Here is a 20,678-nt window from a genome sequence, read left to right as displayed (position 1 = left end):
CCAGCCAGCATCTTGAATCACAAAACAGACAAATCTGGAATCCCCTCGATTCCGTCAAATCTGGAAACGCTCTAGTCGACCTTTCGGCCGACGATGCGGTTGGCGGCGGAAACCACGGCTTCCAGCGAAGCGGCGACGATATTGGTGTTGATGCCGGCGCCGAACAGCTTGCCGCCGGGATGCTCCATCTCGACATAGGAGATGGCCGAGGCATTCGAGCCGCGCTGCATGGAGTGCTCCGAATAGTCGAGCACCGACATCGGCACGCCGACATAGCGCGACAGCGCGTCGACAAAGCCGTCGATCGGGCCGGTTCCGGAGCCTGATATCGTCACCTCCTTGCCGCTGTCGAGGATGATCGCCTCCACCGCGCGCCGCCCCTTGATCTCAATGTCGGGATAAGTGTGGTGGTCGAGGAATTTCAACCGCGCGCCGGGCTGATCGACGTAGGTCTCGAGAAAGCGCTCGTAGATGCGCTTGGCCGGCACCTCCTTGCCTTCGGCGTCGGTGATCGCCTGGATCGCTTGACTGAACTCGATCTGCAGGTTGCGCGGCAGATTGAGGCCGTAGTCCGCCTGCAGCACATAGGCGATGCCGCCCTTGCCGGACTGCGAGTTGATGCGGATGATCGCCTCGTAGTTGCGCCCGACATCGGCCGGGTCGATCGGCAGATAGGGCACTTCCCAGTACGGCGTGTTGGCCTTGCGCAACGCCTTCATGCCCTTGTTGATGGCATCCTGGTGCGAGCCGGAAAAGGCGGTGTAGACGAGCTCGCCGACATAGGGATGGCGCTCGGGGATCTTCAACTGGTTCGAATATTCGTAGACGTCCTTCATCCGGTTGATGTCGGAGCAGTCGAGCTCGGGATCGACGCCTTGCGTGTACATGTTGAGCGCCAGCGTGACGATGTCGACATTGCCGGTGCGCTCGCCATTGCCGAACAGCGTGCCTTCGACGCGGTCCGCGCCCGCCATCAGGCCGAGTTCGGTGGTGGCGATCCCGGTGCCGCGGTCATTGTGCGGATGCAGCGAAATGAGCAGGTTCTCGCGGTTGTCGAGATTGCGGCACATCCATTCGATGCGATCGGCATAGATGTTGGGTGTCGACATCTCGACCGTGGACGGCAGGTTGATGATCAGCTTGTTTTCCGGCGTCGGCTTCATGATTTCGGTGACGGCGTTGCAGATTTCCAGCGCCACTTCCAGCTCGGTGCCGGTAAAGCTCTCCGGCGAATATTCGAAGCGATAGAAGCCGCCGGCTTTCGCTGCCATGTCGGTGATCATCTTGGCCGCATCGGTGGCGATCCGCCTGATGCCGGCGACGTCCTTCTCGAAGACGACGCGGCGCTGCAGTTCGCTGGTCGAATTGTAGAAATGCACGATCGGGTTGGTGGCGCCCTGCAGCGCCTCGAAAGTGCGGGAGATCAGTTCCGGCCGGCACTGCACCAGCACCTGCAGCGAGACATCGTCTGATACATTGCCCTCTTCGATGCACCAGCGGGCGAAATCGAAGTCGGTCTGCGAGGCCGACGGGAAACCGATCTCGATCTCCTTGAAGCCCATGTCGAGGAGCAGGGCGAACATGCGCGCCTTGCGCTCGTGGCCCATCGGATCGATCAGCGCCTGGTTGCCGTCGCGCAGGTCGACCGAGCACCAGATCGGGGCCTTGTCGATGACTTTCGAAGGCCACACGCGGTCGGTGAGACCGACGGTCGGGTAGGGTTGGTATTTGCGGGCTGCCTCCGGCATGCCCCGGGCATCCTGGCCCATCTCCCCGCTGTCTGAGCGGATCTCTTCTCGTGCGTTCATTGTCGTCTCTCCCGGCGGCTCGCGGGATCCGCCTTCAGGCGGATTTGGTGCCGAGCGGCGCCTTTTACCAGATGTTCATTCGCTAGATGTGACTTGCCAATTTTGAGACTGGCCAAGGAGCATGCGCGTGAGCGGCGGTTCGACCGCCGGGCGCTCCTTCAGCGAACCCGGCGATCGCCGATAAGGCCGAGCAGCAGCAGAGCGGAAGCAAGCGCGCGCACGGTCTCGCCAGCAAAGCCGGTCTGACGGGAAGCGACGGAGGTGGCGCGGTTGGTCATGGCGGTTTTCATACAGGAGCAGCCAAAGCGAGGCAAGTGGGGCCGAACGACAGTGTCGTAAGCAGATGAGTTGTCCGGATTAGGTAGCACAGGAGTTGTCCGGTTTTATCGCCAGCCAATGGAGGCTGGGGATGAAACGGACAGCATGGCAACCCGGCGTCGAACACTCGCCGTCCACAGCGACATCGGCCGTCTCTCAATCGAACCTGGCGCCGACTGGAACAAAAAACGTTCCTGCGTTGTTCTCCAACCGTCCCGGTGTTCGAAGGGGCTGGGTTATACGCCGGCCAGAGGCGATCCTTGCGGCAGGCGCTCGGCGGGCACGCAAAGCCAAGGGATGGCGAGGCAAATGGATCCTGACGATCTCAACACAGAACGGATCGTCACTGTGTTCGGCGGGACAGGTTTTCTCGGGCGCCGGATCGTGAAGCGGCTCCTGGAAAGGGGTTTCACGGTCCGCGCCGCATCCCGCCACCCGGCTCGGGTGGGCCAGGTTTTTTCCTCGACGGCAAGGCCGCCCGAAGCCGTCGAGGCGGACATATTGGATGCGTCCTCGATCGGCACGGCCATTGCCGGATCACAGGCGATCGTGAACGCCGTCAGTCTCTACGTCGAGCAGGGCGCCCAGGCGTTTGAGCGGGTGCATGTGGAAGCCGCAGCTGAACTTGCCGCCGCGTCGCGCGCTGGCGAGGTCGACCGGTTCGTCCAGATTTCGGGGATCGGCTCCGATCCTCAATCGGATTCGAACTACATCAGGGCACGTGGGCGCGGAGAAGAGGCGGTGGCGAGCGCATTTCCCGGCGCCATCATCGTGCGTCCCGCCGTCATGACGGGACCTGACGACGTTTTCCTCACGACGATTGTCAGGCTGATACGTCTGCTGCCGGTTTATCCGCTGTTCGGCGATGGGGGCACACGGCTTCAGCCGGTCTATGTGGAAGACGTCGCAGACGCAGTCTGCCGGCTGATCGGCGGGCGAAACCACAAGGGCTCATCGATATTCGAATTCGGCGGCCCGCGCATCTACACCTATAAGGAACTGCTGCGCGAGATCGCCCGACAGCTCGATACCCACATCAGGCTGATGCCGGTGCCGTTTGCGGCGTGGGACGCCTTGGCCGGCGTCGCGGAACTCCTTCCGGGAGCGCCGATAACGCGAAACCAGGTCGATCTTATGCGGCACGACAATATGGCCGCAATCGGCGCGCCGGGCCTGAAGGAACTCGACATCGCGCCGCGCGACATCGAGGAGGTGATCCGCTTGATCGAACGGCGCGCGTGAGGCTGCTCGGGTCCGTCTCCTGCTTATTTAGCAAGACTCTCCTGCTTGGCAGGACTCTACGATCCTGCCGGGAACCTATCGCCATGCGGCGGGTTGGTCGAGCTTGAACCAATGAAGAAGAAGGAAAAGTACCATGGCCAGATGCGATCAATGCGGGAATGACTACGACAAGGCTTTCGAAGTGACGCTGGCTGAGGAAAGCTATACGTTCGACAGCTTCGAATGCGCGATCCAGAAACTTGCTCCACTCTGCCCGCATTGCGGGTGCCGGATCATCGGACATGGTGTCGAACAAGATGACATCATCTACTGCTGCGCACATTGCGCCGCGGAGGAAGGTGCAAGCGCGCTGACCGATCGCGCGCCTTGATCGCCCGCATTCCCAGTAGCAAGCGACGGTGCCGGTCGTCGAGCCTAGCTGTCCTTCCTCGGTCTCTCGGCGACGATATTGCCGCGCTTCTTCCACTCCGAGAAGCCGCCGCGCAGGCTGCGCGCGTCAAGTCCCATCTCCTGCGCGATCTTGGCGGCGAGCAGCGAGCGCCAGCCGGACGCGCAGTAAAACACAAAGGTCCTGGGCTCGGCGAATATCGGCTTGTGGTAGGGGCTTTCCGGGTCGATCCAGAATTCGAGCATGCCGCGCGGCGCATGGAACGCGCCGGGGATCATGCCCTCGCGCTCCAGTTCCCGCGGATCCCGGACGTCGACCATGACAACGCCGTCGGGAATGGTCGCCATGTCCGCTGCCTCGACCGAGCGGACGACCGCATCGGCGTCGGCCAGCAGGTCCTTGTATCCCTTCGGCATGGTCAGCGCCCCATCGCGTAGAACTCGTCGTTCGGCCTCATGCTGGTGACGTTGGCCAGCCGGTTTGACATGGCGAAGAAGGCGGCGATGGCCGCGATGTCCCAGGCGTCCTCGTCGGTGAAGCCATGCATCTTGAGGTCGGCGATGTCCGCGTCGCCGACCTCGTAGGCGCGCGCGGAAACCTTCATGGCGAAATCGAGCATCGCCATCTGGCGCGGGGTGATGTCGGCCTTGCGGTAGTTGGTGGCCACCTGATTGGCGATCAGCGGGTTCTTTGCGCGAATGCGCAGGATCGCGCCATGGGCGACCACGCAGTACTGGCACTGATTGGCATTGCTCGTGGCCACGACGATCATCTCCCGCTCGGCCTTGGTGATCGGGCCGGGCTTGTCCATCAGCGCGTCGTGATAGGCGAAGAAGGCGCGGAACTCGTCCGGCCGATGCGCAAGCACGAGGAAGACGTTGGGCACGAATCCCGACTTCTCCTGCACGGCGAGTATCCGTTCGCGGATGTCGTCGGGAAGGCCGGCGATCTCGGGAACGGGGAAGCGGCTTATGGCGGGCGCGGTCATCTGTGCTCTCTCCCTTGCATCAATGCGACCAGCTTTAGGCCATCGAAGGCTTTTCGGCGAGCCTCATGGAAGGGCTGGAAGAGGGCGTTGAAGAGGATGCGGTGGTCTCGCAGTCGCCGCGCGAGTTCCAATCGCTGTGGACGATGCGGGACGCCTGCGCCGACTATGTGCGCACGCGCGATCACATCATCGGCGGGGTGGAGGCGGTGTATCGCATGGTTGCGGAGAGCGGCGGGTCGATCGCGGCCGAACATGGCGCAGCGCGCACTAGCGAGGATGACAGCTATCGCTATAAAGTCGGAGCGGCCAGCCGCCGGCCAGGTTGAAAAGCGCCACCCCAGGACCATGGCTGCGAAAGTCGGGAACATTGCTCGACACGGGCTTATTGGCAGGCACGCAACCGTGCTAGCAAAACCGTGACCAGCGAAAGCAACAAAACGGCGGTTTGGCCGTTCTGATCAGCCGCACAAGCGGCGGGGCATCCGAAGACATGACTACGCCGCAAATTCTGTCGTTCGCCGTTATCTTCGTAATGATGGCGGCGCTCGTATGGGGTCGGTATCGATATGATCTGGTTGCAGCCGCGGCACTGTTGTCCGCACTCGCGGTTGGCATCGTGCCTTTTGACGAGGCCTTCAGCGGGTTCAGCGACGATATCGTAGTCATTGTCGGCAGTGCCCTGCTGGTGAGCGCGGGCATCGCACGCTCGGGCATCATGGAAGTCGCCATCAGGCGTTTCGCTCCGAACCTGTCGGGTGTTCGCTCGCAACTGGCGCTGCTGGTCATCGTGGTCACGATCCTGTCTGCCTTTGTAAAGAATATCGGTGCGCTCGCGATCATGATCCCGATAGCCTTCCAGTTCGCGCGCCGGTCGAGCGTTTCACCGTCGATATTCCTGATGCCTATGGCGTTCGGGTCGCTGCTCGGTGGACTCATGACGCAGGTGGGGACATCTCCCAATGTCGTTGTGTCGCGGGTGCGGGAGGAACTGACCGGCACCGCCTTCACAATGTTCGATTTTACACCTGTTGGAGCCGCCCTGGCCGCCGCAGGAACGATCTTCCTGGTGTTTTTCTATTGGCTGTTGCCGGTGCGCGAAAAGCTCGGCGGGTCGGTGAATGAAGCCATCGATATCAAGAACTACCTGACAGAGGCCAAAATTGTCCGCGATTCCACTGTGCTCGGCAAAACCGTCGCAGACCTCATGAAGCTTTCCGGCGGCGATGCCATCGTGACGTCGATCCTGCGCAACCGGACCATGCGGATGACGCCACTGCCCGACGTTGTCCTCAAGATGAACGACATTCTGCTGCTCGAGGGCGACCCTGGGGCGCTGGATCGCCTTGTCTCCCAGGGCAAGCTCAGCGTTACCGGCAACAGGGTCGGCGGTGACGTCACGGCCAGCGAGATGGTCGCCATCGAAGCCGTCATCGGTGAAAGCTCGCCTTTGATCGGCTGGACGGCTCAGCGCCTTGCCCTCTATCACCGCTTCAATGTCAACCTCCTGGCCGTCAGCCGTCACGGCGAGCGCCTCGACCGCAGGCTGGCCGAAGTCCAGCTGAGGCTGGGCGACGTCGTCGTGCTGCAGGGCAATGCAGCGACGATACCCGATGTACTGCGTGAACTCGGCTGCCTGCCGCTGGCAGAAAGGGCTATCCTGCTTGGCAGCGTCCGCAAAGGTGTTGTGCCGGTAACCATCCTTGCTCTCGCCATGGTGGCGACCGCGCTCGGGCTGCTCCCGGTCTCCGTCGCTTTCTTTACGGCCGCGGTCGCGATGGTGCTTTTCAAGGTCATCCCGGTCCGGGACGTCTACCAATCGCTGGATGGGCCAATCCTCGTCATGCTCGCCGTTCTCATTCCGGTGAGCGATTCGCTGCGCAGTACAGGGGCGACCGGCGTCATTGCCGGCGAGCTTGCCAAACTGGGGACCATTCTTCCGGCGCCCGGCGCTTTGATGCTCATCCTTGTCGCCGCGATGGCCGTTACGCCATTCCTCAACAATGCCGCCACCGTTCTGGTCATGGCGCCCATCGCCGCCGCGTTTGCCGGCGATCTCGGCTACAGGCCGGAAGCATTTCTGATGGCAGTCGCCATTGGCGCCGGCTGCGATTTTCTCACTCCGATCGGCCACCAGTGCAACACGCTCGTGATGGGGCCGGGCGGCTACCGTTTCAGCGACTATCCACGCCTGGGGCTGCCGCTATCGTTCCTCGTCGTCATTGTTGCCGTGCCGATGCTTATGATCGTTTGGCCGATGAACTGATATGCGGCGGACGGATCAATCCTGGCGAGACTCGGAGCCCCATGGCAGTACGTAGGCCGCTCCCGGTCAAGCAATATGGATCGCTCGTGACAAAGGCTTTGCGCCTATCGAGGATTTTGGCAAAGCGAGACGCCGGAGGGGCTCTGACGAAGTATCAGGCAACAGTCGATGAAGAGCTTGCCACAATGGGCACCTGAAAATTGGGGTCCGCTCCCGAATTTCTTGAAAGCCGGGCAGCCAACGCCGGCACGCTTCGCTGCCCTGCGGCCATAATAATTCTCGCGATATGGATTGGCCCCAAGGCGGACATCTACCGGTAACTATCTGGGTCCTTGGCCTTCCCGGCCTTGCAACTACCTTTACTCAGAAGAGCCTTACGGTAAGCGCCATTAAACACACGGACAGCTCGTTCGAATTTAGCGGGAGGCGCCAAGTGTTTATCTAGCCCCTCGTTCAACAGGAGGGGGACAGCCATCATGGCTTTTCCACTTTCGCTTGGTCTCAGCGCCGGGCACCTTTTCAATAGGCCATAGATGTTACCTGAAATTTCTGCAGCCCGATGCAATTTGCCATCTGCCATACGTGCCAAGTAATTGATGTTTTGCTCTCCCTGCCCGGCCGAAGCAGTCGATATTGTGAAGCAGATTCCTGCGATGACCGTTACCAAAATGCGGCTCAAACGTTTCCCCTCTTCTTGCAGTCAATTCGCCCTACTTATCACGCGTTATCATATCTTGGCCTGATTTCAAAAGCTCACCAATCGGCGCCAGCGGGATTACCACTAAAGCCCAGTCGCGGACCTCGATGGGCGAACAGTTTATTTGGTGGGACAAGCTCAAATTGCTCGGCTCATAGCCATTAATTGCATACAAGCACGGAAATTCTGGGTGCTATTCGTCCATCGAAAATGTGAATCGAACTGGATTTGTTTTGATTCCCGGCGGCCAACACCGTTTCACGCCATGTGCAAGGATCGGAGCAGCCTTCGCCATCGACTCTGAGTGAGGCTCGTAAGCGACCACAGCAACAGTCTGTGCCTTGTCGGCTTTATCCAGCGTGACCTCAAAAGTCATTTTGAACGGCGTCGCGATATCGACCGGAATGACTAAGCAGCCTCCAATTTTCTCGCTGAGAAGAACCTCTAATTCGCTAGCCCGTGCAGTGCCGGCGCAAATAATTAAACCCAATACGACGACTGCGCGCATTCCCTTTGATCAACGGCAGCTTTAAACCATTAGGCGGAGCAGCGCCGTTCTCCACCGTGTCGCGGACTGGAAAAGCGGCAAGGTTTGGGCGACACCACTTCGCGAAATCCATAAGCAGTTCCAGCCTCTCAATGGCGATTTTATCGAGGGCGTTCCCGCTGATCCTGGCGCGGTCGAATGGCACCTAAGCAGGTGACCTGGACTGCCCTACATCAAGAAATTGAAATCTCTGTAAGTAGCTGATTTTGCCATATAAAATAATGTTGGCTGGGGCGCCAGGATTCGAACCTGGGATTGTCGGTACCAAAAACCGATGCCTTACCACTTGGCTACGCCCCAACAGTCGCAACATGCCCGCTGCGCGCGGCCTTATAGGACGAGCCGACGGAAAGCTCAATGCCGAGAATGCGCGGAACTGATCCACCGGTTTCCGCAGATCGCAAATCATCGTCTGCTTTCGGGCGATGGCGTCTATTCACCCCAAACGGCGATTTCATTGCCGGCCGGATCGAAGAAATGGATCCGCCTGCCGCCGGGGAATGAGAAGATCGGCTTGACGATCGTGCCGCCGGCATTTTCGACGGCGCCCAGGGTTTCGAGTTCTCCGGTCAGTCCCATGGCGTTTAGTTCCTGTTTTGTGCTCTTCAACTGGCCGCCCAAACCGCAAGTCTTTTGTCATCGCTTTGTCTTAATCGATTGTAGAAGCCGGCTGGCTTGCCGACGGCTTGCCTTTCGCACTGCAGCATCATATCGCTCGTGCAGGGACACGGCGGAACTTCGGCTTCGTCAATCTTTTCAATCTCCTGCAACCGGAGAGCAAGCATGACCAAATGGGTCTACACCTTTGGCGACGGCGCTGCAGAAGGCCGTGCCGGCGACAGGAACCTGCTGGGCGGCAAGGGCGCCAATCTGGCCGAAATGTGCAGCCTGGGCCTGCCGGTGCCGCCGGGGTTCACCATCACCACCGACGTCTGCAACGCCTACTACGCCAACGGCCGCACCTACCCGGCCTCGCTGGAGGCGGACGTCGCGGTCGCATTGGATCATATCGGCCGGCTGACCGGGCGCCGCTTCGGCGATCCCTCAAAACTGCTTTTGGTCTCCGTGCGTTCCGGTGCCCGCGCTTCGATGCCCGGCATGATGGACACCGTGCTCAATCTCGGCCTGAACGACGAGACGGTCGAGGCGCTGGCCGCCGATTCAGGCGACGCCCGCTTTGCCTATGACAGCTACCGGCGTTTCATCCAGATGTATTCCGATGTCGTCATGGGCCTCGACCATGAGGTGTTCGAGGAAATCCTCGAAGACCAGAAGGGCGGCCTCGGCCATGAACTCGATACCGAACTGAGCGCCATCGAATGGCAGGGCGTGATCGCGCTCTACAAGGCCAAGGTCGAGGAGGAACTCGGCAAACCGTTTCCGCAAGATCCGAACGAGCAGCTCTGGGGTGCGATCGGCGCCGTGTTTTCGAGCTGGATGAACAACCGCGCCATCACCTACCGGCGCCTGCACGACATTCCCGAAAGCTGGGGCACCGCGGTCAATGTCCAGGCCATGGTCTTCGGCAATATGGGCGAAACCTCGGCCACCGGCGTCGCCTTCACCCGCAATCCGTCGACCGGCGAAAAGATGCTCTATGGCGAGTTCCTGGTGAATGCGCAGGGCGAGGATGTCGTCGCCGGCATCCGCACGCCGCAAAACATCACCGAGGCGGCGCGCATTGCCGCCGGCTCCGACAAGCCGTCGCTGCAGAAGCTGATGCCGGAAGCGTTCCAGTCTTTCGTCACCATCTCCGACCGCCTGGAAAAGCACTACCGCGACATGCAGGATCTCGAATTCACCATCGAGCGCGGCAAATTGTGGATGCTGCAGACGAGGTCCGGCAAGCGCACCGCCAAGGCGGCGCTCAAAATCGCCGTCGAGATGGCGCGCGACAAGCTCATTTCAAAGGAGGAGGCGGTCGCCCGCATCGATCCGGCCTCGCTCGACCAGTTGCTGCATCCGACCATCGATCCGAAGGCGGCACGCGATGTCATCGGCATCGGTCTGCCCGCATCTCCGGGGGCAGCCACCGGCGAGATCGTGTTTTCCTCCAACGATGCCGAGGAGCTCAAGACCCAAGGCCGCAAGGCGATTCTCGTGCGCATCGAGACCAGTCCCGAGGACATCCACGGCATGCATGCGGCGGAAGGCATCCTGACCACGCGTGGCGGCATGACCAGCCACGCGGCGGTGGTGGCGCGCGGCATGGGCAAGCCCTGTGTGTCGGGCGCCGGCTCGCTGCGCGTCGACTACAGGGCCGGCACCCTGATGGCGATGGGATCGACGTTCCGCAAGGGCGATATCATCACGATCGACGGCGGCAACGGCCAGGTGCTGAAAGGCGCCGTGCCAATGCTGCAGCCGGAGCTCTCGGGCGATTTCGCCGCCATCATGGAATGGGCCGATGCCGTGCGCCGCATGAAGGTGCGCACCAACGCCGAAACGCCGCTCGACGCGCGCATGGCGCGTTCCTTCGGCGCCGAAGGCATCGGGCTTTGCCGCACCGAGCACATGTTCTTCGAGGGCGACCGCATCGTCGCCATGCGCGAGATGATCCTGGCCGACACGGAAAAGGGCAGGCGAACGGCGCTCGCAAAACTCTTGCCCATGCAGCGCTCGGATTTCCTCGAATTGTTCGAGATCATGGCCGGCCTGCCGGTGACGATCCGCTTGCTCGATCCGCCGCTGCACGAATTCCTGCCCAAGACCGAGGAAGAGGTGGCCGAAGTCGCCGCCGCCATGAACCTGTCGCCCGACAAGCTCAGGCAGCGCACCGAGGCCCTGCACGAATTCAACCCGATGCTTGGCCATCGCGGCTGCCGGCTTGCGGTTTCCTATCCCGAAATCGCCGAGATGCAGGCGCGCGCCATTTTCGAGGCCGCCGTCGAAGCCGGCAGGAAGGCCGGCGCGCTGGTGGTCCCGGAAATCATGGTGCCGCTGGTCGGCCTGGTGAAGGAGCTCGACTACGTCAAGGTGCGGATCGATGCCGTCGCCAGGAGCGTGATGGAGGAAACCGGCGTCAAGATCACCTATCTTACCGGCACGATGATCGAACTGCCGCGCGCCGCGATCCGCGCCCGGGCCATCGCCGAGGCGGCCGAATTCTTCTCTTTCGGCACCAACGATCTGACCCAGACCACTTTTGGCATCTCACGCGACGATGCGGCCTCGTTCCTGGAGACCTATCGCCAGAAGGGCATCATCGAGCAGGATCCGTTCGTGTCGCTCGACATCGAAGGCGTCGGCGAACTGGTGCGGATGGCGGCCGAAAAAGGCAGGGCAACGCGGCCGGATATCAAGCTCGGCATTTGCGGCGAGCATGGCGGCGATCCGGCGTCGATCCATTTCTGCGAGGAGATCGGCCTCGACTACGTGTCGTGCTCGCCCTATCGCGTGCCGATCGCCAGGCTGGCTGCCGCGCAGGCGGCGGTGCAGGCTGCTAAGAACGGTCGCGGGTAAGCGGCCGGCAGGACACCGACTGGTCGGCAGGACAGGGCACCCTGCTCTGCACAGTGATTTTGACAGATCGGCGATCGGCAGCGACCGTCGACAATTCTCTCAGACAATTTCAGTGGCAAATCGCAAACCTCTAGGATTGGCTGAAACATCCCTCCCTTCGTCATCCCAGGGTCTGCGCCGCGTCGCTTCGCTCCTTGCTTCGCCCTGGGATGACGAAGACGTGGTGGCCTGTGGCTAATCCCAAGAGTCAGGGCTGATGGCTGCAGGCCGGCCGGCAGCGACCGACGGTCAAAGAACCAATCCCTGTGCAGAGGAACTAGGCGGCTTCGACCGTCACCTTGTTGGGATAGAACGCGCCGTGATCGCGGATTTCGATCATCTCGTCGAAAGGCCGCTCATAGGCCCACATCGCATCCTTGCCTGCTTCCGCGGCAGGCAGCACGCTCCAATAGCTCGCATCGCCCTTGAATGGGCAATGAGTCGACGAGTCCGTCCTGCGAAGCTGGTCGAAATCGATGTCTTCGAATGGAATGTAGAGGATCCCGGGGTAGGGGGATTCGGTCAACAGCTTGGCCCTCCTGGACGAGGCAATGACCGCGTCGCCGGCGCGCACGGTCACAGTTCCGCTGTAGGGCTCGATGGTAATGACTTTATCCGGGTTGCGCTGAAAGCCGGGTGACGGATTGGCGGTCTGGTCCATGACGGTTCTCCTTGCACGACCTAAAATGTGTAGGGCGTGCGCGCTACGCAAGGGCGCTGTCGAATGCGGGGCTCCATCGCCTTTTGGGGTTGAAGGATCTCTCGTCAAATTGAGCTTGGCTATGACCGATCAGGGCTGATGACCGATCAGGCGGCAGCCTGAAAGGCGTCCATCAGCCCGGCATAGGCGGCGGCGATACCGGCGACAGGATTGGTGCTTCGCGACGCGGTTTCGACCTTGAGCGCACCACCGCCGGTCGGCAAGGTAAGAAGCAGGAACTGGCGGTTGCCGCCATCGCCGACGCAAGCCGCGGCGACGTGCTGGCTTTCGCCTTCGTTCTGAACGCACATCTTGAACAGCAGCGTGCCGCCGACGGCCTCAAGGGCGCCGCCGACGACTTCAACGAATTCGTCCTCGGAAACGGTTTTGGCGTCCGGCACCAAATCGGCCAGGCTTTCGGCAAGCGAATCTTCGAGAGCTTTGTCGTCGAGCTGCGCGTCCATGCGAACCTCTTTCATTCGCCAATCACACCCCTACCATTAATCAAAGTTAATGTCGACAATGGCCGGATTGTGGCGGTTTTCGCTGCCTTTTCGAACAATGGGCTGCTTCTGCCCGGTCATGGCTGGACAATCCGCTTGTTCGTCCCACAATGGAGCGAAAACCAGTGGGGGAACGAAAACCCATGGGAGGAGAAGAATGCTCGGACTGATGCAGGAATGGCCGCTGCTTTGCCACAAGCTAATCGACAATGCAGCCAGGCAGCACGGCGAACGCGAGATTGTGTCGCGCTCGATCGAGGGCCCGATCGTCCGGACCACTTACGTCGAAATTCATCGCCGCGCCTTGCGGGTCGCTGAGCGGCTCGAGCGTGATGGCTTTGGGCTTGGCGACCGCATCGCCACATTGGCCTGGAACACGGCGCGCCACATCGAAGCCTGGTACGGCATCATGGGTGTCGGCGCGATCTATCACACGCTTAATCCGCGCCTGTTTCCCGAGCAGATCGCCTGGATCATGAACAATGCCGAGGACCAGGCGATCTTCGTCGATCTGACATTCGTGCCGCTGCTTGAAAAGATCGCCGGCGCGGTCAAATCGCTCAGAAAGGTGGTCGTGCTGACCGACAAGGCGCACCTGCCGCAGACGGCGCTGCCGAATGCTGTTGCCTATGAGGAATGGCTTGACGAAGCCGACGGCGCCTTCACCTGGAAGACGTTCGATGAAAACACCGCCGCCGGCATGTGCTACACCTCGGGCACGACAGGCGATCCGAAAGGCGTCCTCTACAGCCATCGCTCGAACGTGCTGCACGCCATGATTGCGGCGATGCCCGATGCGATGGGCCTCTCCTCGCGCGACACCATACTGCCGGTTGTGCCGATGTTCCACGCCAATGCCTGGGGCCTTGGCCAGAGCGGCCCGATGATCGGCGCCAGGCTGGTCATGCCTGGCTGCAAGATGGACGGCGCCTCGATCTATGAATTGCTCGACACCGAAAAGGTGACGTTCAGCGCCGCCGTGCCGACAGTGTGGTTGATGCTGCTGCAGTACCTGGAGGAGACCGGCAAGAAACTTCCCTATCTGAACAAGGTCGTTATCGGCGGCTCATCCTGCCCGCGTGCGATCACGGCAAAGTTCCAGGGCAATTACGATGTCGAGGTCATCCATGCATGGGGCATGACAGAAATGTCGCCGCTCGGCACGCTGTGCACCATGAAGCCGGGCTATGCCGGGCTTGAGGGCGAAGCCCGGCTCGACGTCCAGGGCAAGCAGGGTTTTCCGCCTTTCGGCGTCGAAATGAAGGTCACCGACGACGACGACAAGGAACTGCCATGGGACGGCGAGACATTCGGGCGCTTGAAGGTCCGCGGACCGGCCGTCGCGCGTGCCTATTATGGCGGCATCGGATCCGAACAGTTCGATGAAGAAGGCTGGTTCGATACCGGCGATGTCGCCCATATCGACCCGGGCGGCTACATGCAGATCACCGATCGCGCCAAGGACGTCATCAAGTCGGGCGGCGAATGGATCTCGACCATCGAGCTCGAGAATCTCGCGATCGGTCATCCTGATGTGGCGGAGGCGGCCGCCATCGGCATCCAACATTCGAAATGGGGCGAACGGCCGTTGCTTGTCGTCGTCCGCAAGCCGGGCCGCGAGCCGACCAAGACGGATATCCTCGCCTTCATGGACGGCAAAGTGGCGAAGTGGTGGATGCCGGATGACGTCGCCTTCGTCGGCGAAATTCCCCACACCGCCACCGGCAAGATCCAGAAGACAACCTTGCGCCGGCAGTTCAGGGACTATCGCCTGCCGACGGACTGACTGACATGACGTCTTTCGCCTACAAGCCGCCGCTGAACGGCTTAAGCGCCGGTCCGGGGTGAAGCAGTGCTGAAAATGATGAAAACTCCCGAGCGACAGACGTCGAGGGCCGCCGGCTGGTCGCGGCGGACAGGCGCTTTTTCGGCGGTCCTGCTGCTGACCGTTCTCGTCGGCCACCGCTATCAGCTTGTTGAAACGCCGGCTTTCCTTTGGGTGCTCGGCATTGTCGCGCTGCTTGCCGCCTTTGCGCTGTTGTTCGCCGGCCTTGCCTTTTCGAGAATTTGGAATTTCGGCGACCGTGGCGGTCGCGATCTCAGCGTCGGCGCGCTGCTGGCATTGCTGGTGCTTGTTCCTTTTGGCATTGCCGCCTATTGGGCAGCGACTTCTCCGCCGCTCAGGGACATCTCGACGGATTTCGACGATCCGCCGGTGCTCGACACCAGCACCCGGACCGCGGATATGAACGCGCTTTCGCCGCCGACCCCGGGCGAGCGGCGGCTGCAGACCGAGACCTATCCGCTTGTCACCAGTCGCAGCTACAATCTGCCTTTCGATCGGGTCCTGGAAGCCGTCGAAACCGTGCTCGGTCGTCGGGACTGGCAGCTTGCAGCGCCGTTTCCGCGTGCGATCGGGCAAAGCGAGGTGACGATCAACGCCCTGGCCAGGAGCTTCATCCTCAGCCTTCCCGCCGACGTCGCCATCCGTGTGACCGACGATGGCGATGCGGTCCTCGTCGACATGCGTTCGGCCTCGCGTTACGGCCGCTACGACCTTGGCGACAATGCGGCCCGCATCGTGGATTTCCTGGCCGAGCTGGATCAGGAAGTCGCCGGCCAGGTCGGTACGGCCCCGGCCGAGTGACGTCCAGAGCGTTTTTACAGCCAAAGCGGAATCGCTTTGACGCCACAGAAATGCGGCCGATACAATCAGTGGTTGAGTATGCGAACAGGCTATTCGGCCGGCTCGAATTCACCCTTGAGCAAAATTGTCTCCACTGTCCCAAGCGGATTGATGATCCGGCTCTCCAGGACTTCGACAAGCTTGCGTCCGACAGCCGCCATATCGACGGAATGGACTTCGATCTTTGCCGGCAGGAAGCGTGCCAGCCGCGTGCTGTCACGCGTGACAATGTGGACGTCGCTCCCCGGCGCAAGACCTCTTTTGCCAAGAGCGTGCAGCGCCCCCAGAAGGCCCAGTTCGTTGGCGCATGCCAGGCCTGTCGGCGGATCTGAGCAAGCCAGCAAGCGATCGAACCAGGCTGCGCTCGATTCCATGGTGAACATGCCATGACCGATCAGCGCTTGGTCGATTGCAATGCCGACCTCCGCCATTGCCCTTGCATAGCCGGAAAAACGCATGGCACTCGCCTGATCCTCCGGAACCAGAAGTTGCAGTGCAATGCGTCGGCAGCCCTTGTCCATGAGCCGTCGGGTTGCCTCGTAGGCAATCTGTTCATTGTCGACATCGACAAAAGGATATGCGGTATCCAGGTCGGTTCTTCCAAACGCGACGAATGGCATGCGTTGATCCAGCAGCAGCTTGACGCGCGGATCACCCGACACCAGGCGCGTGATGATCAGTCCGTCCGTGCTGCGCGCCTGAAGCTGCCGCTGCACGCTCTCGACGGGATCGTCGTCGGGCGTGGTGGAATAGATGGACAGACTATAACCGGCTTTTCGCGCCGCCAGCGTCATGCCTTCGATCAAAGGCAGCTTCAACAGATCGGACAGATGATTTTGGGTCTCCATCGGGAGTACGGCCATCATCGTCAGCGTTCGACCGGTCTTGAGCGCACGACCATGATGATTTGGCAGATAGCCGACCCGCTTGGCCGCCTCCTTGACGCGGGCAATGGTCGAGGGCTGCACTTCCGGCCCATCCTTCAGAGCGCGGGACACCGTGGTCACCGAGAGGGAAAGTTCCGCCGCGATCTGCTTTAGATTGGCCATTGTTCGCCCGACTTCATTTGCGAAAGCGCCGGCTGACTTGCTGACCGCCATAACGTTACCGGATTCGACATCCCGGTCAATCCGAACGCCCGTCGCAAGCCGCTTGACTCCTGCGTGTTCTGATGCAATCGTAACGTTACGATTACAGATAAATGGCCGTTTCAGGCAATATTTGATGACGTTGGGGAGGAGAACCTATGTCCTGGCTGCGCATTTCCTTAACAGCATTCGCGATCTCGGCTGCCGTGCCCGTCCATGCCCAAACACTCACCATCACGACTGCAGGCGGCGATTATGGCAACGCCATGAAAGAGGCCATGTGGGGCCCTGCTGCAAAAGAGCTAGGTTATGATGCCCGCGAGGAGACCCTGAGCGACGGCCTGGCCGCCTTGAAGATGCAGGTCACCTCGGGGGCAATTGCGACCGACATTATCCACCTCGGCTCGCCGGAAGGCGCCCAGGCCGCCGCACAATCGCTGCTGGAGCCGCTCGACTACAAGACCATCGATGCCAAATCCGTGCCGGAGGGTGCCGCGTCCGACTACTGCTATCCGTTCGATTCCTATGGCACCGTCCTGTCGTGGAACACCAAGACCTATGGCGACAACCCGCCGAAGACCTGGGCCGAGTTCTGGGACGTTGCCAAATTCCCGGGCCGCCGCGCGTTGCGCGCCAATGCGCAGGACTCGATCGAGATCGCGCTTCTCTCCGATGGCGTGGCGCCGGCGGACGTCTATGCCGTGCTCAGCACGCCGGAAGGGCTGGAGCGTGCCATCAAGCGGCTTGAAGCGATCAAACCGGATGTCGCCGTGTGGTGGACCTCGGGAGCCCAGTCCGCGCAGCTGCTGAAGGACGGTGAGGCGGATCTGGTCGTTACCTGGAACGGCCGGGCAGAGACCGTGAAAAAAGATGGCGGCACGGCTGACTACACGTTCAAGGGTTCGGTCATCGGCACGGACTGCCTTGGGGTGCCGAAGGGCGCGCCGAACAAGGAAGCCGCGATGAAGCTCATCGCAGCGATGACGCAGCCCGCGCGCGTTGCGAAGCTGACCGATTTCATCGCCTATGGCCCGGTCAATCCTGCGGCCTATGAGGGTGGCCTGATTCCCGAGGACCGTCTGAAGACGCTTGCGACCGCGCCTGAAAATGCCGGCACCTCGGTGTTTTCGAATTCACAATGGTGGGTCAAGAACGGCGAGGCTGCCCAACAGGCCTTCGACGAGATGATGGCCCGCTGAGCCTCGGCTGACAAGGCTGGAGCAGATGATGAAGTCGCTCCCGATCACCATCGACAGCGTCAGCAAGGCTTACGGGTCCTACGTCGCGCTGGATGATGTCTCGCTCGACATTCAAGCTGGCGAATTCCTCACGCTGCTCGGGCCATCGGGATCGGGCAAGACCACGCTGCTCATGGCCCTGGCCGGCTTTGTCCGGCCGGATTCCGGCAAGCTGTTGTTGGGCGATCGCGACATTACCCGCCTGGCGCCGGACAAACGCGACATCGGCATCGTATTCCAGAATTACGCCTTGTTTCCCCACATGAATGTCCTGGCGAATGTCGCGTATCCGCTGGCGCTGCGCAAGACGCCGAGAGCGGAGGCGCGTCAGCGGGCGCTTGGCACCCTGGCCCGCGTCAAGCTGGACGGCCTGGCGGAGCGCAATATCGCCGCACTGTCCGGCGGCCAGCGTCAACGGGTGGCATTGGCGCGGGCAATCGTCTTCGAACCGCGCGTGATGCTGATGGACGAGCCGCTGTCGGCGCTCGACAAGAATCTGCGCGAAACCATGCAGTACGAGATCCGGCGTCTGCACGATGACCTGGGGATCACCACAATCTATGTGACCCACGACCAGCGCGAAGCGCTGATCATGTCCGACCGGATTGCGGTGATGAATTCTGGCCGCATCCAGCAGATCGATACGCCGCAGCGGATCTATGATCGTCCATCGACCCGCTGCGTCGCCGAGTTCATGGGCGAGGCCAACATCGTGGCGCCGGGCTCGGTGCGCAGGATCGACGGCGCCGAAGCGTCACGCGAGACCCTGATGATTCGCGCCGAAAGCTTCCATCTTGATGCCAAGCTCGTCGGTGCAGACGCAGTGGCTCTCGAAGGCATACTGCGCGCCAAGGCGTTCCGCGGCGAGAACTGGCTTTTGACGCTGGCGCTCGACGGTGGCCAGGAGGTGCTTGTCTGCATTCCGGCAGCGCTGGCCGGCGGCTGCGCCGAGCTTGCCGCCGGTCAGCGGATGACCGCATTTGCACCAGCAGCGAAGGTTCACGCGATACCGGGAGCGCTGGCGTGACCGTCACTGTGGATCCTGCGCTCCTGGCAGATGCGCGCCGCGAGCGGCGGTTTTTCCTTTCGCTTTCGCTGCCGGCGCTGATCATCGTTGGACTGGCGGCGATACTGCCCATCCTTTGGATCATCCGGCAATCTTTTTTGACCACAGGCGGTGAGTACACTGTCGGCAACTACGCGAAAGTGCTTTCGAGCGGACTGACATGGTCGGCGCTCGTCACCACCCTCGAACTGTCCCTCGGCACGCTGGCGATCTGCATTCTTCTGGGCACCCCGCTGGCACTCGCCTTGGCCAGCGCCAGGCCAAGGGTGGCCAATGTGCTGATGGCCTTCGTCATGCTACCGTTGTGGACCGCTATCCTGGTGCGCACCTATGGCTGGCTCGTGCTGTTGCGGCGCGATGGCCTGGTCAACGCGGCCTTGACTGGTTCGGGCCTGACGGCGGAGCCTTTGCCGCTGGTCTATAATTTTACCGGAACGCTGATCGGCATGGTTCACTACATGCTGCCGATCTTTCTGCTGCCGGTCTATGCCGCGATGCGCGATATCGACCCAAACCTCGTTCGCGCGGCAGCGAGCATGGGAGCCACGCTCGGGCAGGTCATCCGCACCGTCATCATGCCGCTTTCGGCCGGCGGCATCTTCTCGGGCTCGGTCATCGTGCTCATCTATTCCATCGGTTTTTTCATCACGCCGGCGGTGCTTGGCGGCGGCAAGATAAATCCTCTCTCGACCCGGATCGAGCGTGCGCTATCGACCTTTCAGGATTGGGGGTCGGCAAGCGTCCTGGGCATTCTGCTCCTCGTTCTCATGGCGCTGATCGGTGTGATGCTGCTGGCGGCACGCCGCCTGCTGGCCCAGAACACGGTGGCAGCCGCCCATGCTTGAAGCCTATCCGCAAAACCGGCTCGCCCGCATTGTCCTGTGGAGCTTTGCTGCGCTTGTCATGGCATTTCTGATGTTGCCGACGCTCGTGGTGGTGCCGCTTTCGTTTTCGGCGTCCAATCTCCTCGAGTTTCCGCCGCACGCCTACTCGTTGCGCTGGTACGAGAATTTTTTCGGCTCGGCGACGTGGATGGCAGCACTCAGGACCAGCCTGATCCTTGGGACATTGACGGCGCTGATTGCGGTGCCGTTTGCGCTGCTCGCCTGCATCTCGATGAATCGGCTGGGCGGCAAGACCGCAGCGTCCATCCAGGGCGTTCTGCTCACCCCCTCTGTCACCCCGGGAATCCTGCTGGCGATCGGCCTGTTTTTTGTGCTGGCGGCGCAACGCCTGGTCGGAACGCTGTTCGGTGTGCTGGTCGGACATGTGGTGCTCGCCGTTCCGGTCGCGTGCATTGTATTGCTGCCCGCCCTGGCTCGCTTCGACTGGAACCAGGTTCAGGCGGCGCGCAGCCTCGGCGCGGACTGGGCCAGGGCAATTGGCGGAATAATCGTTCCGCAACTTCGGCTCAGCCTGTTGTCGGCGACATTGATGGCGTTCCTGACGTCGCTCGACGAGTCCGTGATTTCGATCTTCGTCGCAAGTGGTCGCAACAGCACGATGCCGAAGCTCATGTTCATCTCGCTGCGCGATCAGATCGATCCGACCATTGCGGCGATCTCGACATTGTGGACCGCTATTGTTGTGGTCGTCGTCGTGATCGTCGCCCTTCGTCAAAAATCCTGACCGAGCCAAAAATCCT

General features: G+C 61.3%; 18 protein-coding genes, 1 tRNA gene and 2 pseudogenes. 11 read left to right on the top strand and 10 right to left on the bottom strand.

Going from position 1 to position 20,678, the window contains the following annotated elements; all coding sequences use genetic code 11:
- Positions 1-71: 71 nt before the first annotated feature.
- Entirely contained in the window at positions 72-1,808 is a 1,737-nt protein-coding gene (gene leuA / locus AC0L18_RS29880) for a 2-isopropylmalate synthase (RefSeq protein ID WP_473495370.1), read from the bottom strand.
- Positions 1,809-2,435: 627 nt separating this feature from the next.
- On the opposite strand from leuA, the gene AC0L18_RS29875 reads away from it, so the two are divergent.
- Positions 2,436-3,368, top strand: coding sequence for a complex I NDUFA9 subunit family protein (locus AC0L18_RS29875; RefSeq protein WP_473495369.1), 933 nt, complete (start codon positions 2,436-2,438; stop codon positions 3,366-3,368).
- A 133-nt stretch (positions 3,369-3,501) separates the two neighbouring features.
- Positions 3,502-3,738, top strand: coding sequence for a hypothetical protein (locus AC0L18_RS29870; RefSeq protein WP_023797920.1), 237 nt, complete (start codon positions 3,502-3,504; stop codon positions 3,736-3,738).
- A gap of 44 nt (positions 3,739-3,782) precedes the next feature.
- Here the strand turns inward: AC0L18_RS29870 and AC0L18_RS29865 are convergent, their stop codons facing one another.
- Both AC0L18_RS29865 and AC0L18_RS29860 read right to left on the bottom strand, forming a co-directional pair.
- Positions 3,783-4,172, bottom strand: coding sequence for a rhodanese-like domain-containing protein (locus AC0L18_RS29865; protein WP_473495368.1), 390 nt, complete (start codon positions 4,170-4,172; stop codon positions 3,783-3,785).
- Between the two features lie 2 nt (positions 4,173-4,174).
- Positions 4,175-4,744 (bottom strand): peroxidase-related enzyme, encoded by a 570-nt coding sequence (locus AC0L18_RS29860; protein ID WP_473495367.1) that lies wholly within the window; start codon positions 4,742-4,744, stop codon positions 4,175-4,177.
- Positions 4,745-4,809: 65 nt separating this feature from the next.
- On the opposite strand from AC0L18_RS29860, the gene AC0L18_RS29855 reads away from it, so the two are divergent.
- Positions 4,810-5,070 carry a hypothetical protein gene (locus AC0L18_RS29855; protein WP_473495366.1) on the top strand — a complete coding sequence of 87 codons (261 nt, stop codon included), beginning with the start codon at positions 4,810-4,812 and terminating at the stop codon, positions 5,068-5,070.
- A 164-nt stretch (positions 5,071-5,234) separates the two neighbouring features.
- The gene (locus tag AC0L18_RS29850; protein WP_473495365.1) at positions 5,235-7,007 is read left to right on the top strand and encodes an SLC13 family permease; all 1,773 of its coding nucleotides are present in this window, start codon (positions 5,235-5,237) and stop codon (positions 7,005-7,007) included.
- An 890-nt stretch (positions 7,008-7,897) separates the two neighbouring features.
- Here AC0L18_RS29850 and AC0L18_RS29845 read toward each other — a convergent pair.
- The 3 genes and pseudogenes from AC0L18_RS29845 to AC0L18_RS29835 form a co-directional block, all read right to left on the bottom strand.
- A complete protein-coding gene (locus tag AC0L18_RS29845) occupies positions 7,898-8,212 on the bottom strand; it encodes a hypothetical protein (RefSeq protein WP_473495364.1) in 315 nt (104 codons plus the stop codon).
- 264 nt (positions 8,213-8,476) lie between these two features.
- A tRNA-Gln gene (locus AC0L18_RS29840) sits at positions 8,477-8,551 on the bottom strand.
- A gap of 132 nt (positions 8,552-8,683) precedes the next feature.
- Positions 8,684-8,809 (bottom strand): annotated as a pseudogene (locus AC0L18_RS29835) (VOC family protein); the annotation flags it as partial.
- A 225-nt stretch (positions 8,810-9,034) separates the two neighbouring features.
- Between AC0L18_RS29835 and ppdK the strand changes: the two are divergent.
- Positions 9,035-11,713, top strand: a complete 2,679-nt coding sequence (gene ppdK / locus AC0L18_RS29830; protein WP_473495363.1) for a pyruvate, phosphate dikinase — start codon at positions 9,035-9,037, stop codon at positions 11,711-11,713.
- Between the two features lie 316 nt (positions 11,714-12,029).
- On the opposite strand, the gene AC0L18_RS29825 is transcribed toward ppdK, so the two are convergent.
- Together AC0L18_RS29825 and AC0L18_RS29820 are read right to left on the bottom strand one after the other, a co-directional pair.
- Positions 12,030-12,413, bottom strand: coding sequence for a DUF427 domain-containing protein (locus tag AC0L18_RS29825; protein ID WP_473495362.1), 384 nt, complete (start codon positions 12,411-12,413; stop codon positions 12,030-12,032).
- Between the two features lie 146 nt (positions 12,414-12,559).
- On the bottom strand, positions 12,560-12,916 hold the full coding sequence (locus AC0L18_RS29820) for a hypothetical protein (RefSeq protein ID WP_023797902.1): 357 nt from the start codon (positions 12,914-12,916) through the stop codon (positions 12,560-12,562).
- 196 nt (positions 12,917-13,112) lie between these two features.
- Between AC0L18_RS29820 and AC0L18_RS29815 the strand changes: the two genes are divergently transcribed.
- Positions 13,113-14,741 (top strand): fatty-acid--CoA ligase, encoded by a 1,629-nt coding sequence (locus tag AC0L18_RS29815; RefSeq protein ID WP_473495361.1) that lies wholly within the window; start codon positions 13,113-13,115, stop codon positions 14,739-14,741.
- 75 nt (positions 14,742-14,816) lie between these two features.
- Positions 14,817-15,602 carry a DUF1499 domain-containing protein gene (locus AC0L18_RS29810; RefSeq protein WP_473495360.1) on the top strand — a complete coding sequence of 262 codons (786 nt, stop codon included), beginning with the start codon at positions 14,817-14,819 and terminating at the stop codon, positions 15,600-15,602.
- An 89-nt stretch (positions 15,603-15,691) separates the two neighbouring features.
- Here AC0L18_RS29810 and AC0L18_RS29805 read toward each other — a convergent pair whose 3' ends face one another.
- Entirely contained in the window at positions 15,692-16,435 is a 744-nt protein-coding gene (locus tag AC0L18_RS29805; RefSeq protein ID WP_473495373.1) for a substrate-binding domain-containing protein, read from the bottom strand.
- Between the two features lie 171 nt (positions 16,436-16,606).
- A pseudogene (locus tag AC0L18_RS29800) lies at positions 16,607-16,690 on the bottom strand (hypothetical protein); the annotation flags it as partial.
- Positions 16,691-16,887: 197 nt separating this feature from the next.
- Here AC0L18_RS29800 and AC0L18_RS29795 point away from each other — a divergent pair.
- Genes AC0L18_RS29795 through AC0L18_RS29780 form a run of 4 tightly spaced genes read left to right on the top strand, consistent with a single transcriptional unit; the run spans position 16,888 to position 20,662 of the window.
- On the top strand, positions 16,888-17,928 hold the full coding sequence (locus tag AC0L18_RS29795) for an ABC transporter substrate-binding protein (RefSeq protein ID WP_473495359.1): 1,041 nt from the start codon (positions 16,888-16,890) through the stop codon (positions 17,926-17,928).
- A 28-nt stretch (positions 17,929-17,956) separates the two neighbouring features.
- Positions 17,957-18,994, top strand: coding sequence for an ABC transporter ATP-binding protein (locus tag AC0L18_RS29790; RefSeq protein WP_473495358.1), 1,038 nt, complete (start codon positions 17,957-17,959; stop codon positions 18,992-18,994).
- Positions 18,991-19,878, top strand: a complete 888-nt coding sequence (locus AC0L18_RS29785) for an ABC transporter permease (protein WP_473495357.1) — start codon at positions 18,991-18,993, stop codon at positions 19,876-19,878. Before AC0L18_RS29790 ends, AC0L18_RS29785 begins: the two co-directional genes overlap by 4 nt.
- Positions 19,871-20,662 carry an ABC transporter permease gene (locus AC0L18_RS29780; protein ID WP_128248014.1) on the top strand — a complete coding sequence of 264 codons (792 nt, stop codon included), beginning with the start codon at positions 19,871-19,873 and terminating at the stop codon, positions 20,660-20,662. The genes AC0L18_RS29785 and AC0L18_RS29780 overlap by 8 nt, the downstream gene beginning before the upstream one ends.
- Positions 20,663-20,678: the final 16 nt, after the last annotated feature.

Source organism: Mesorhizobium sp. WSM4819, assembly GCF_055811215.1.
Note: the sequence above shows the minus strand (reverse complement) of the source record. Positions and strands in the feature narration are given on the sequence as shown.

Excerpts from the sequence above, each read along its gene's own strand:
- leuA (WP_473495370.1), bottom strand. The coding sequence starts at position 1,808 with ATGAACGCACGAGAAGAGATCCGCTCAGACAGCGGGGAGATGGGCCAG.
- AC0L18_RS29875 (WP_473495369.1), top strand. The coding sequence starts at position 2,436 with ATGGATCCTGACGATCTCAACACAGAACGGATCGTCACTGTGTTCGGC.
- AC0L18_RS29870 (WP_023797920.1), top strand. The coding sequence starts at position 3,502 with ATGGCCAGATGCGATCAATGCGGGAATGACTACGACAAGGCTTTCGAA.
- AC0L18_RS29865 (WP_473495368.1), bottom strand. The coding sequence starts at position 4,172 with ATGCCGAAGGGATACAAGGACCTGCTGGCCGACGCCGATGCGGTCGTC.
- AC0L18_RS29860 (WP_473495367.1), bottom strand. The coding sequence starts at position 4,744 with ATGACCGCGCCCGCCATAAGCCGCTTCCCCGTTCCCGAGATCGCCGGC.
- AC0L18_RS29855 (WP_473495366.1), top strand. The coding sequence starts at position 4,810 with ATGGAAGGGCTGGAAGAGGGCGTTGAAGAGGATGCGGTGGTCTCGCAG.
- AC0L18_RS29850 (WP_473495365.1), top strand. The coding sequence starts at position 5,235 with ATGACTACGCCGCAAATTCTGTCGTTCGCCGTTATCTTCGTAATGATG.
- AC0L18_RS29845 (WP_473495364.1), bottom strand. The coding sequence starts at position 8,212 with ATGCGCGCAGTCGTCGTATTGGGTTTAATTATTTGCGCCGGCACTGCA.
- ppdK (WP_473495363.1), top strand. The coding sequence starts at position 9,035 with ATGACCAAATGGGTCTACACCTTTGGCGACGGCGCTGCAGAAGGCCGT.
- AC0L18_RS29825 (WP_473495362.1), bottom strand. The coding sequence starts at position 12,413 with ATGGACCAGACCGCCAATCCGTCACCCGGCTTTCAGCGCAACCCGGAT.
- AC0L18_RS29820 (WP_023797902.1), bottom strand. The coding sequence starts at position 12,916 with ATGGACGCGCAGCTCGACGACAAAGCTCTCGAAGATTCGCTTGCCGAA.
- AC0L18_RS29815 (WP_473495361.1), top strand. The coding sequence starts at position 13,113 with ATGCTCGGACTGATGCAGGAATGGCCGCTGCTTTGCCACAAGCTAATC.
- AC0L18_RS29810 (WP_473495360.1), top strand. The coding sequence starts at position 14,817 with ATGATGAAAACTCCCGAGCGACAGACGTCGAGGGCCGCCGGCTGGTCG.
- AC0L18_RS29805 (WP_473495373.1), bottom strand. The coding sequence starts at position 16,435 with ATGACGCTGGCGGCGCGAAAAGCCGGTTATAGTCTGTCCATCTATTCC.
- AC0L18_RS29795 (WP_473495359.1), top strand. The coding sequence starts at position 16,888 with ATGTCCTGGCTGCGCATTTCCTTAACAGCATTCGCGATCTCGGCTGCC.
- AC0L18_RS29790 (WP_473495358.1), top strand. The coding sequence starts at position 17,957 with ATGAAGTCGCTCCCGATCACCATCGACAGCGTCAGCAAGGCTTACGGG.
- AC0L18_RS29780 (WP_128248014.1), top strand. The coding sequence starts at position 19,871 with ATGCTTGAAGCCTATCCGCAAAACCGGCTCGCCCGCATTGTCCTGTGG.